The sequence below is a fragment of the Vreelandella glaciei genome, from assembly GCF_013415125.1.
GTDB lineage: Bacteria > Pseudomonadota > Gammaproteobacteria > Pseudomonadales > Halomonadaceae > Vreelandella > Vreelandella glaciei.
Window position 1 is genome coordinate 18973 of record NZ_JACCDE010000044.1, and the last position, 12288, is coordinate 31260.

General features: G+C 55.5%; 10 protein-coding genes. 4 read left to right on the top strand and 6 right to left on the bottom strand.

The annotated features are described in order from the left end of the window. Window positions 1-44: 44 nt before the first annotated feature. From HZS80_RS21300 to prlC, 3 genes are all read right to left on the bottom strand, one after another. Window positions 45-1037 (bottom strand): TAXI family TRAP transporter solute-binding subunit, encoded by a 993-nt coding sequence (locus tag HZS80_RS21300; protein WP_035564886.1) that lies wholly within the window; start codon window positions 1035-1037, stop codon window positions 45-47. Between the two features lie 283 nt (window positions 1038-1320). Then, entirely contained in the window at window positions 1321-1572 is a 252-nt protein-coding gene (locus HZS80_RS21305; protein WP_035564884.1) for a YheV family putative zinc ribbon protein, read from the bottom strand. A gap of 59 nt (window positions 1573-1631) precedes the next feature. Continuing rightward, the gene (gene prlC / locus HZS80_RS21310; protein ID WP_179917260.1) at window positions 1632-3680 is read right to left on the bottom strand and encodes an oligopeptidase A; all 2049 of its coding nucleotides are present in this window, start codon (window positions 3678-3680) and stop codon (window positions 1632-1634) included. A 242-nt stretch (window positions 3681-3922) separates the two neighbouring features. On the opposite strand from prlC, the gene HZS80_RS21315 reads away from it, so the two are divergent. From HZS80_RS21315 to HZS80_RS21325, 3 genes are all read left to right on the top strand, one after another. Next, complete coding sequence (locus tag HZS80_RS21315) at window positions 3923-5263, top strand: sodium-dependent transporter (protein WP_179917261.1); 1341 nt, start codon at window positions 3923-3925, stop codon at window positions 5261-5263. A gap of 51 nt (window positions 5264-5314) precedes the next feature. Beyond that, the gene (locus HZS80_RS21320; protein WP_035564877.1) at window positions 5315-5860 is read left to right on the top strand and encodes a gamma carbonic anhydrase family protein; all 546 of its coding nucleotides are present in this window, start codon (window positions 5315-5317) and stop codon (window positions 5858-5860) included. Between the two features lie 127 nt (window positions 5861-5987). Continuing rightward, window positions 5988-6659: a metal-dependent hydrolase gene (locus HZS80_RS21325; RefSeq protein WP_035564875.1), complete on the top strand. Its 672-nt coding sequence runs from the start codon at window positions 5988-5990 to the stop codon at window positions 6657-6659. Here HZS80_RS21325 and HZS80_RS21330 read toward each other — a convergent pair. The 3 genes from HZS80_RS21330 to HZS80_RS21340 are packed head-to-tail and all read right to left on the bottom strand — an operon-like array spanning window position 6635 to window position 10699. Next, a complete protein-coding gene (locus HZS80_RS21330; RefSeq protein WP_035564873.1) occupies window positions 6635-8017 on the bottom strand; it encodes a sigma-54-dependent transcriptional regulator in 1383 nt (460 codons plus the stop codon). The two genes, HZS80_RS21325 and HZS80_RS21330, sit on opposite strands and share 25 nt — an antisense overlap. After that, on the bottom strand, window positions 8010-9929 hold the full coding sequence (locus HZS80_RS21335) for a sensor histidine kinase (protein WP_035564871.1): 1920 nt from the start codon (window positions 9927-9929) through the stop codon (window positions 8010-8012). The genes HZS80_RS21330 and HZS80_RS21335 overlap by 8 nt, the downstream gene beginning before the upstream one ends. Continuing rightward, window positions 9926-10699: a GntR family transcriptional regulator gene (locus HZS80_RS21340; protein WP_035564869.1), complete on the bottom strand. Its 774-nt coding sequence runs from the start codon at window positions 10697-10699 to the stop codon at window positions 9926-9928. Before HZS80_RS21340 ends, HZS80_RS21335 begins: the two co-directional genes overlap by 4 nt. Window positions 10700-10979: 280 nt before the next feature. On the opposite strand from HZS80_RS21340, the gene lldD reads away from it, so the two are divergent. After that, on the top strand, window positions 10980-12134 hold the full coding sequence (lldD, locus tag HZS80_RS21345; protein WP_035564867.1) for an FMN-dependent L-lactate dehydrogenase LldD: 1155 nt from the start codon (window positions 10980-10982) through the stop codon (window positions 12132-12134). Window positions 12135-12288: the final 154 nt, after the last annotated feature.

Sequence of the window (12288 nt, forward strand, 5' to 3'; positions counted from 1 at the left end):
CGGCGAAACCGGAAACGGGGCAGTTAGAACGGTTTGAAGGTTGCTTAGTTGATCATGTCATCAGCAATTTCATAGCCGTTCTCTTCATACCAGCGAGCAGCACCGGGGTGGAACGGCAGCACGGTGTTGTGCTTGATGTTTTCTGGAATGGTGGTTTCAGCACTGCGGTGCACTGAGCGCATGCGGTCGTTGTTTTCCATGGTGGCCTTGGTGACTTCATAAACGAAGTCTTCCGGCAGATCACAGCCAGCGATAGCGAAGTTCCACATGGAAACCGCACGGGCATCTTCTTCCAGCGTGGTGTAGGTGTTGGCCGGAATCATAAACTCAGCAACGGGGAAGTTTTCCAATACCGTGGCCAGCTCTTCTTCGTTAAATTCGATGATGTTGACGTCAGTTTGCACTTCCAACTGGCTAACGGCAGGGATCGGGATGCCCGCAGCGAAGGCGACAACGTCAAGCAGACCATCCTGCAACTGACCGCCTAGGTCTGACCAGCCGCCGTTACGGCGCTCGAAGTCAACGCCCAAGGTTTCTAAAATGGCCGGGAAGTAAGTGTCAGACGTTGAGGCAGCCGGACCAAAACCGATACGTGCGCCATCCGGAATGTCGGAGATTGACTCAATGCCGCTGTCAGAAAGCGCGGTAATGGAGAATGGCGTTTCGTACATGGGGAACATGGCGCATACATTGTCCATCTTCATACCAGGCGCCAGCGGGCTTTCGCCTTTAACGGCATCAGAAGCGGGCCCCATGGTGGTTAAGCCAAATGCCATGTCGCCCGTGTGCACGAGTGCCAGGTTTTGAGTCGGGCCACCGGTGACTTCACCGCCACCCGATACACCCAGCTCATCAGCAATAAAGTTTGCCCAGCCTGAACCGTAAACGAAGTAAGTGCCGCCTTGGCTTGCGGTACCCACGGTAAAGTTATCGGGCCAATCGGAACGGTCTGCTTGAGCTTGAGCACTGCTGGCAGCCGCCACAAGCAGGGCGCTGCTGGCGAGAAGAGTGAACGTTTTAGGCATTTGATTGCGCATGGCGAAAGTTCCTAGCTGTTATTGGGGTTATAGTCTGATGATTCCGAGTAATATCGCTCATCGAACGGCATTAATCAGGCTATGCAGCAGTTATAACAGCGATAGTTGTGCCAGCTTATCTTTATGATTTTAAAATCAAATGCTTATGATTTTTTTATTCAACTTTGGTGGAAAGGGCTTTTCGCTATTGTGTCCGGTTGTTCGCACGGCAGCGGCTTTTTAGTGTGCGGATAACCGCACGCTTGCTGCACACTTCTGATACGAACAGGGCGAGAGGAGAGTGTTAGCGAGAAGACTTGCCTGGATCCATAATGCGTACGGGTTGCACATCCTGCTGTTTCTGATCATCGCGGAGCTGGTTGACCCGGGTGGTCATTTCGGTAAGCGCATCTTCTTCGATAGGCAGTTGCTCAAAAAAATCGCAGCTAACGCACTCGCGGTAGCGGATGCCATTTTGTTCCCAGGCGCGGATACGATCCATCGCCGCACAGCGCGGGCAGGTAACACCGGCGATAAAGCGTTTAACAGTCGACATTCGAAACTCCAAACGCGTGGCACCCAAGGTGCCACGCATGGGAAATGGTTTAAAAAAGCTTAAGCAGCGCGAATGCCGCAGTGGCGCAGCAGCGGTTCGACGCTGGGTTCACGGCCACGAAAGGCGACAAACAGGTCCGCCGCGTCTCGGGCACCGCCCTGTTCGAGGATTTCGCAACGAAAGCGCTGTCCTGTTTCAGGGTCGAAGATACCGGCCTCTTCAAAGGCGCTCCAGGCATCCGCCGAGAGTACTTCCGCCCACTTGTAGCTGTAGTAACCGGCAGCGTAGCCCCCGGCGAATACGTGGCCAAAGCTATTCTGAAAGCGGTTGTACGATACTTTCGGTAACACTGATACGGCATCGCGCACCTCATCTAACAAATTTTGCACGTCGCTGGCGCTGGGAGCGGTTAACTCATGGTGCAGTCGCAAATCAAACAGCGAGAACTCAATTTGACGCATCATGCCCATAGCGGATTGGAAATTCTTAGCCGCTTGCAGGCGCTCAAGCAGCTCTGCAGGTAGCGCTTCTCCGCTATCCACGTGCTTGGCGAGCAAGTCTAGCCCTTCGCGCTCCCAGCAGTAGTTTTCCATAAACTGGCTGGGCAGTTCGACGGCATCCCAGGCAACGCCATTAATGCCGGAAATATCGGCAATGTGCTGTTTGGTCAGCATATGGTGAAGACCGTGACCAAACTCATGGAACAGCGTGGTGACTTCATCGTGGGTGAGCAGCGCAGGGCGACCGCCTACCGGGGCCGTGAAGTTGCAGGTTAAAAAGGCGACCGGCAATTGCAGGCCCTGCTCTGTTTGACGCCGCACGCGGCAATCCGCCATCCAAGCGCCGCCCCGCTTCCCTTCACGGGCGTAGAGATCCAGATAAAAACCAGCAATCGGCTGGCCGTTTTCGGTAATGCGGAAATAGCGTACGTCAGGGTGGTAGCGAGGCGCTTCGGTATCCTCTTCAAAGCGCACGCCATAAAGACGCTCGACCACCTGAAACAAGCCATCGACCACCCGTGGCGCGGGAAAGTAAGGGCGTAGCTGCTCTTGAGAAATAGCATGGCGCGCTTCACGCAATTTTTCACTGGCGTAGGCAACATCCCACGGTTCTAAAGTCTCCAGGCCGAGTTCCTCTCGGGCATAGGTGCTCAGCTCAGCAAACTCTTCTTGCGCCTGGGGAAGCGCCCGGCGGGCTAAGTCGCTGAGAAAGTCGAGTACCTGTTCGGGGGACTCTGCCATTTTGGTGGCCAGTGAATAATCAGCGTAGGTGTCAAAGCCGAGTAGTTGGGCAATTTCGCTACGTAGCGCCAGTATCTCTTCCATGATCGCGGCATTATCAAACTTGCCCGCGTCGGGGCCCTGGTCTGAGGCGCGGGTAACGAAGGCGGTATACACTTCGCGACGCAGCTCGCGGTTGTCAGCGTAGCTAATCACCGGGAAAAAGCTGGGGAAATCCAGGGTAATACGGTAGCCCGCCACGCCTTTCGCTTCGGCGGTCGCTTTTAATGTTTCAAGGGCGCTTTCGGGTACACCCGCTAAGGCTTCTTGGCTGTCGATATCTTTGTGCCATGCTTGAGTGGCATCCAGCACGTTATTCGAGAACTGGTTTGACAGCATGGAGAGCCGCGACTGAATCTCGCCGTAGCGGGCTTTTTTGTCTGCGGGAAGGTCTACACCGGCCAGACGAAAATCGCGCAGCGCATTCTCAACAGTACGCCGCTGTGCGGCATCCAGGGTTTCCCAGGCCGGGCCCTCTTTTAGCGCTTGCCAGCCATGAAACAGCCCTTCGTGTTGGCCAACCCAGGTGCCAAAAGCGGAGAGTTTTTCAAGGCATGCCTGATATGCTTCGCGCAATTCTGGAGAGTTCATGGTGCCGTTAAGGTGCGAGACCGGTGACCATGCTTTGGTAAGCCGATCATTAACCGCTTCCAGCGGCACCGCAAAATTCTCCCAGCTTGGCGGGGCGGCGGCTGCCTGTTCGGCGAGGCGGTCAATAGCTTCGCGGCTCTCGCTAAGCAGCGTTTCCACAGCGGGCTCCACATGCTCGGCGCGAATCTCAGCAAAGGGGGGTAGCTCGTGCGTTTCAAGCAGCGGGTTGGTGGACATAGGCACCTCAAGTGGCATCGTTTTTAAAACCGTATAGGAAGCGCAAAACGCGCAATAATAATGACACAGTGCGGGCGGTGGGGCTGCGTTTCAATGTTAGCTTCAACAACTATAACAACGATGTTTAATATCGGGGTTTAATGCCAGGGTTTAATATCAGGATTTACGCTTAGGGTTTGGCCTGCACGCAAGCGCCTGCTAGTCTTGCCGCCTTTTATTGCCACCAATGGCAGGAGCATGTGATGAGCGAGACGCTGGAGCGCTGGGGGTCGAAGCGGGCCTTTATCTTGGCGGTAACAGGTGCTGCGGTGGGGTTAGGCAACATCTGGCGCTTCCCTTATGTGGCGGGGGAGAACGGTGGTGCGGCCTTTTTGCTGATTTACGTGGCATTCGTGCTACTGCTGGGTATCCCAGTGATGATGGCGGAGATACTGATTGGCCGTGCCGGTCGGCGTGGGCCGATGCAGGCGTTGGGGGCCTTGGCGGCCGAGGGGGGTGCTTCCCCTCACTGGCGCTGGCTAGGGCTGTTCGGGGCGTTCACCGTGTTCTGCATTTTATCGTTCTACTCGGTGGTGTCCGGCTGGTCGATTGAGTTTCTGGTGGCCTCCGTTAACGGCAATTTTAATGGCGCGAGTGCCGCTGAGATCGGTGCCAGCTTTGAATCTTTTTTAGCCAATCCGGGGCTGCTGATTTTTAATCACTCGCTGTTTCTGTTTATGACCATGACCGTGGTAGCGGCGGGCGTTGCCAAGGGGCTGGAGCGGCTGAACAACCTGCTGATGCCGCTGCTGTATCTGTTGTTGCTGCTCTTGGCGGGCTATGCCGCGACCACCGATGGTTTTGGTACGGCGCTGGCGTGGCTGTTCTTACCCTCTTTCGAGGCGCTGACACCATCGGTAGTGGTGCATGCCATGGGCCATGCCTTCTTCACGTTGGCGGTGGGGGCCTGTGCATTAATGGCCTATGGCGCTTATATGCCGGAAGAGCAAAGCTTACCCAAGGCGGCGGTTGCGGTCGCAGTGCTCGATATCAGCGTGGCATTACTGGCGGGGATCGCTATTTTCTCAGTGGTATTCGCTCAGGGCATGGACCCTGCCGACGGCCCGGGCTTGATGTTTGTGACGTTGCCTATCGCCTTTTCTGAGCTGCCATGGGGCTCGGTATGGCTAAGCGTGTTCTTTTTACTGTTGTTATTGGCCACCTGGACATCGGCGATTAATCTAGCGGAGCCGATGGTCGCCACGCTGCAAGGGCTGGGGCTGCGTCGGAGTATCTCGACGGCGATCGTAGCGCTCAGTGTCTGGTTGATCGGGCTATTATCAGCTTTCTCCTTCTCCTCCCTGGCTGAGTTTCGGCCGCTGTTTGGGCGCAATGTCTTTGAGCTTGTTAGCAGTATACCGCCGGATGTTTTTCTGCCTTTGGGCGGCTTGTTGATCGCGGTTTTTGCGGCTTGGATCATGCCACGTGAAAGGGTGGTCAGCGCGTTAGGCGTGGGTGAACGCGGCTATTTAGTGTGGCGTAATATCATCCGCTGGGTGTCGATTCCGCTGACCTTTATTGTTCTATTGGCCGGGTTGCTATAGTGGGGTGATCGAGTTCTCTACTTTTTCCATCCAAAATCTCAGGAGCGAGTGATGAGCAGTGCGCTAAGAGGCTATCAAGGTATCGAACCCCAATTGGGTGAGCGTGTTTATATTGATCCGGCCAGCGTGGTCATTGGCGATGTGGTGCTGGGTGACGACTGCTCCGTGTGGCCAATGACGGTGATTCGCGGCGATATGCACCGAATTCGTATCGGCGCCCGAACGAGCGTGCAGGATGGCAGCGTGCTGCATATAACCCACGCCAGTGACTTCAGCCCCGACGGCTTTCCGCTCACCATTGGGGACGACGTGACGATCGGCCATAAAGCGATTCTGCATGGCTGCACGTTAGGAAATCGAATCCTAGTGGGTATGGGGGCGATTGTCATGGATGGTGCTGTCGTCGAGGACGAGGTTATTATCGCTGCGGGCGCTGTCGTCACGCCGGGGAAACATTTGGAAAGTGGTTATGTGTATGCTGGTAATCCGGCCAAAGCGATGCGGCCGCTGAAAGATAAAGAGCGCGCTTTCTTTCCCTATACCGCCGGTAACTACGTCAAATTAAAAGACCGTTTCTTGGCAGAAGCGTCTCTTTAATCATTTTTCTTAGAGAAGCCTAAGCAGTTGCTCAGCCAACCTTTTTTCTAAATAAGTCATGTCGCGGCCGCAATAAATCTGTTAATTTATACAGTTTTCTGTTGTGCAGACTCTGGGATGCCGCGTCATGGCTAATTTTCGCACGCATATTACGGTAGCAGCGGCGGGCGGCATGCTAGTAGCTTACGCTGGCTGGAAAGGCCAATGGTGGCCGCCTTCCCAGGCGATGGTAATGATTGCGTTGGTCACGTTTGGTGGCATTCTGCCCGATATTGATGCCGACCGCTCTCACTCCATCCGTTTGATATTTAACTTACTTTCAGTGCCCGCTTTGGTGCTGGGGGCACTGTTGCTCCAGCCCTGGCTAACGCCTGGTGCGCTGTTAGTTGCCTGTGGTGGGATCTACTTCTGTGTTCGCTATTTGGCAGGCGTACTATTTTCGCGACTAACCGTTCACCGCGGTATTTGGCACTCTCTGCTGGCGGGTGGGCTATGTAGCCTACTGGCCGCCACGTTTAGTTTTAACTTACTTGGCCAGCCAGCTTGGTTGGCCTGGTCCCATGGGGCTGCCACGTTGGTTGGTTTTTTGATTCATCTGAGTTTGGATGAAATATATAGTGTTGACCTGGAGGGTGCCCGGCTAAAGCGTTCGTTTGGAACGGCGCTGAAGTTAGGCGATAGCCGTCGGCCGATGTCCAATCTGTTGATGCTGATTGCGACGTTTACGCTAATTCCCTGGGTGCCGCCCTGGTCGGTGTTGGGCGAGTTGCTGCATCAAGGCTCGCTGCTGTGGCGGTAGTCGTCGGCGTTGAGTCCGTGTTTTTTAAGCTTGTCGTAAAAGGTTTTACGCGGAATGCCTAAGTGGCGACAGACATCGGTTACCCGGCCGTGGTAGCGCGCCAATGATTGGCTGATCAGGCTCTTTTCAAACAGCTCAACCTGGCGCGGTAAAGTAGGCTCTTCGGTGTCGGCGTTGACCCCTTCCAGCAGCGCATCCAGGCGATAGTCAAAGGCGGCGCCCAGGAGCACGTAGCGCTCGGCAAGGTTGCGCAGCTCGCGCACGTTCCCGGGCCAGTCATGGGCCAGCAGGGCGGCAATGGCGGGGCTGTCGAGGGTCGGTGCTTCCAGGCCGCTGCGGTTGGCAGCTACCACGGCAAAGTGCTGGAACAGCAAGGGAATATCTTCACGCCGCTCACGCAGTGCGGGCAGCGGCAGGGTAACCACGTTCAGCCGGTAGTAAAGATCTTCGCGAAAATTTCCCTCTTCGGAGGCGGTTTTGAGATCGACTTTGGTGGCTGCAATCACGCGGATATTAAGCGGAACGGTTTCATTGGCGCCTAGCCGTTCGACGCTGCGCTCTTGCAGTACCCGCAGCAGTTTGACCTGCAGCGCCATGGGCATCGATTCAATTTCATCTAAAAATACCGTGCCGCCATTAGCGTGTTCAAACTTGCCGATGCGACGCTCTACGGCGCCGGTAAAGGCGCCCTTTTCATGACCAAACAGCTCGGACTCAATGGTGTTTTCAGGCACCGCACCGCAGTTAATGGCCATAAACGGGCTGTTACGTCGGGCGCTGCGTTCGTGAATAGCGCGAGCGACGAGGTCTTTGCCGGTCCCCGTCTCACCAAACAGTAGTACATCGGCTTCTACTTGGCTGATGCGCTGAATCATCGCCGCGAGCCGGGAAATGATGGCGGTACGACCCACCAGACGCGGCCCTAAAGCGGCTTGTTGCACTTCCAGTTCCGCTTTTAGGCGATGGTTTTCCAAGCTCAACTGGCGCTTCTCGATGCCGCGGCGGACCACATCCAGCAGTTGATCACCGGCAAAGGGCTTCTCAAGAAAATCCCAGGCGCCTGCGCGCATCGCTTCTACCGCGGTAGAAATATCGCCGTGGCCGGTGATTAAAATAATCGGCAGGGTGGCATCGCGGCTGTGTAGCTCATGCAGTAACGCCATGCCATCCATCCCCGGCATGCGGATATCGCTCACAATCACGCCAGGGAAGTCCGGCGTTAATGCCGCCAGCGCTTGTTCTGCCGATTCAAAGCAGTAGGGGGTGTAGCCCGCAAGTTCGAGGGTTTGGCTGGCAGTGATCCGCAGATGTGGTTCGTCGTCGATCACCATGACCGGCAGCGTCGACGGCTCATGCATAGTGAGTGCGCTCCTGGGGGTGCATAAATGTTGAGTGGGGCAGGGTAATGGTGAAACAGGCGCCCCCTTCGGGTTGGTTAGCAGCCTGCAGCTTGCCGCCTAGATCGTCCATGATACGTGAAGAGATCGAAAGCCCCAGGCCCAAGCCACTCCCTGGCGCCTTGGTGGTAAAAAAGGGTTCAAAAATATGCCCTAAGTGCTCCTCGGGGATGCCAGGGCCGTTATCGGTAACACTGATAACGACTTGCTGCTGGTGGGTATGCGCCCCTAAGGTCAGTTGTGGGGCTGGCACGCCTTTCATAGCCTGCAGTGCATTGCCGATTAAGTTGACCAGCACCTGTTCCAGTCGCACCAGGTCGCCTTTTACCCACAGCGTTTCATCGGGCCAATCCTGAATAATGCTGATATTGCCTTCGCGCAGACGGCTCTGAAACAGGCGTAAGGCGTAGTCGATACAGGCTTGTACCGATATCGTCTCCTGGCGCTCGCTGCTTTTACGCGAAAACTGTCGCAGCTGGGCGCTGATATCCGCCATGCGTTCGGTCAGCTCGACAATTTGTTCCAGGTTGGCATCCGCCTTGTCGTGGCGGGCTAATGCGATAAAGCGACGGGCGTTTTCTGCGTAGGCGCGAATAGCCGCCAGCGGTTGATTGAGTTCATGGTTGATGCCCGCGGCGAGTTGCCCTAAGACAGCCAGTTTGGCGGCTTGAATAAGCTCATCCTGGGTTTGACGCAAGTTGGCTTCAGCGCGGCGACGTTCTTCAATTTCATCGGAAAGGCGCTGGTTGCTTGCCACCAGGTCACGAGTGCGGCGTTCAACGCTGACTTCCAGTTCGTCACGCACGCGGGCCAAAGTGTTGCGCTCGCGTTGGGCAAATGCTTCCCGTTCACGACGCAGCCTTAGACGCTGCCAGCCAATGCCCACACCAAGCGTTACCACGCCATAAAGGCCGCCTGCCATGAGGGCGGCAATCCATTGGGCGCTAATCACCGGTGTTAACGGCTTTAAAATATGCATTTGCCAGCCAAACTCAGGAATATGCCGGGTCAGGCTAAGGTAGTCGCCGTTGCTTAGCGGGCCCTGGGAGAAACTGACCAGCTGACTGCCCTGGCGGTAAGGCGCATCGACTTCTATACCCGAAGGCGACAACGGCTCCATGGCGTAGCGGCGAGTGTCGTGCAGTGTTTGGCGCTGTTCATCGCTGAGCGGGTAAAGTGCGTTCATGCGCAGTTCTGGTTGGCTGGCCATGAAAATGATGTCGTCGCTGTCGGTGACAAACAGCTCGGCATCCTGTTCCGCCCAGCTCTCTTCAACGTCATCTAGCAGGACTTTTACCACTAACACCCCGTCTGGCTGTGAATCTGGCGAAGTGTCATCTAGCCACACGGGCGATGAAAAGTAGTAGCCCCGCTCAAGAGACTTGATGCCCAAACCAAAAAACCGGCCCTGGCCGCCTGCAATGGCATCGGTGTAGTAGGAACGAAACGCATAGTTCTGACCGATAAAGGTGTTGGGGCGGTGCCAGTTGCTGGCGGCGATCGTGTCACCATCGCGGTTGAGCAGATAGACGTCCGACACGCCCGCTGTGAAGCGGAAACGATCCAGTAGCATATTCAATGGCATCGGGTCTTGGCTGTCGGGAGAGGCCAGAAAGCGCTGCACGCCTTCCCGGGTAGCAAGCATTTGCGGCAGGTAGTCGTAGCGCAGCAAATAGCCGTTCAAGTTGGCGGCAGACAGCCGCAGCTCGTTTTCAGCATCATCCTGCAAGTTGGAAAGCGCTTGCTCACGCGCCAAGTGAGCGGCCTGCCAAACGCATAACAGCAAGCCGAGCGAAATGACCAGTAGCCACAGGCGCCGCCAACGTAGCGGTAAAGGAGCCGGGGCTTGATTGGTCATGGCAGCGCTGTTCATGCCGGTGTTTTGCTATTGCCCTGGGCGCGGCGAAGAGCGCGCTGGGCGCGTGTCTCTGCCCGGGCCATTTCCAACAACCCTTCTTCTACAAACACTAGATGTTCGTGGGCGCGAGTACGGGCATCTTCCGCGCGCCCTTCTAAAATGGCATTGAGCAGAGCGCGGTGCTGTTGCATTAATTGGCTGCGCGAGCCTTCCTTGGCAAACAAGTGGGCGAGATTATTAACAATGCTTTTCTCCAGCAGATGGAAAATGCCGCGAATGGTATGCAGCAGCAAAACATTGTGGGCGGCCTCGGCAATTGCTAAATGAAATGCCGCATCTAGTTTCGCTTCTTGAATCGGGTCGGCACCGGCAAAGCCGCCGTCGAGCTCTTCAAAACGCTGGATCAGAACGGCCTTATCCGCGGGTGTTGAACGCAGTGCAGCGTAATAAGCGGATATCCCTTCCATGGCATCACGGAATTCAAGTAAGTCCAGGTTAAATTCGCCGTGACGGGAGAGCATCTCCAGCAAGGGGTCTGTATAACCATTGCTGAGGTCGTCGTTCACAAAAGTGCCACCGCCTTGGCGGCTGGTCAGTAAACCACGAGCGGCTAGTTTCTGGATGGCTTCACGTAAAGAAGGGCGCGAGACGCCGAAGCGTTCGGCCAATTCACGCTCAGGAGGCAGGCGTTGCCCTGGTTTTAGGCTGCCTTCCAACATCATGGCTTCTAGACGCTCAGTAATTACATCGGCCAAGCGCTGCTGGCGGAGCGGTGGGTAGCTCATGCTGGTTGGCTCCTTTAATTGGTAAGACCAATATTAAGGGCTTTGAAGCCTTAGCTCAAGAGTCTGTAGGGTAGGGAGTGGTGTGTCAGGCCTCATGAATAGCGGCTTTAAACTAAAGTATAGCGCAGTGGGGTGCTATAAAGCGGCATCATCGTTTGACACGCTTAAGGCGTCTCACTAATGTTGGCGTTACTTTTTTGTCAATTGGTAAAACCAATTCTAACAATGGGGCGTCGGTGTAAAGCGCATCCATTGCATAGGCTATTGCACAGGGCTATCCATGATCATTTCAGCTTCCACTGACTATCGCCAAGCGGCCAAGCGTCGTATCCCGCCCTTTTTGTTTCATTACGCGGACGGCGGGTCTTATACCGAGCATACGCTGCGGCGTAATGTCGAGGATCTTGCCGGTATCGCGTTACGTCAGCGCGTGCTGAAGGATATGTCTTCATTGTCACTGGAAACCGAGCTGTTCGGAGAGAATCTCGCCATGCCGATTGCTTTAGCGCCGGTGGGGTTGGCAGGCATGTATGCAAGACGTGGTGAAGTGCAGGCGGCGCGGGCAGCTACTAATAAAGGTATACCGTTTACGCTGTCGACAGTATCGGTGTGCCCAATCGATGAAGTAGCCTCGGCAGTCGATCGGCCTATCTGGTTTCAGCTCTATGTGCTGAAAGACCGTGGCTTTATGAAGCATGCATTGGAGAAAGCCAAGGCCGCTGGCGTCAAAACGCTGGTTTTTACCGTCGATATGCCGGTGCCTGGGGCGCGTTATCGCGATGCGCACTCTGGCATGAGCGGCAAGTATGGGTCAGTCCGGCGAATGGCTCAGGCCGCAATGCATCCTTTCTGGGCCTGGGATGTGGGCATTCATGGCCGCCCACATGATCTAGGTAACGTGTCTGATTATCGCGGTAAGCCAACGGAGCTTGAAGATTATATTGCCTGGCTTGGTGACAACTTCGATCCGGCTATTTCCTGGAAAGACCTGGAGTGGATTCGGGAGTTCTGGGATGGACCGATGATCATCAAGGGCATACTCGACCCCGAAGACGCTCGTGAGGCGGTTCGCTTTGGTGCGGATGGCATTGTTGTTTCTAATCATGGCGGACGCCAGCTTGATGGGGTGCTTTCTACCGCGCGTGCTTTGCCTGCCATCGCCGATGCGGTTAAAGGGGACATAGCGATACTGGCTGATTCTGGTATACGCAGCGGACTTGATGTCGTGCGAATGATTGCTATGGGTGCTGACACGGTATTGCTTGGGCGTGCCTACATCTATGCTCTTGCCACTGCCGGCGAGGCTGGCGTTACCCATTTGCTTGAGTTATTCGAAAAGGAAATGCGGGTAGCAATGACACTCACCGGGGCGCATAGCATCGCCGACCTCGGGTCTGATTCTTTGGTTCCCACTTCGCTCCGCGATGTCTATTAAGCGTCGCGTGCGCCTTGCTACTATCAATATTAAAAAACCCCTTGCCAACGCGTCCACGAAACCGTAAAGTACGCATCCGCTGCCGGGGACGCCAAGCGTTTCCAGCGGTGAATGAAGGTGAAAACCTTCGGTTTGTCAGGAGGTTAGAGCAGGT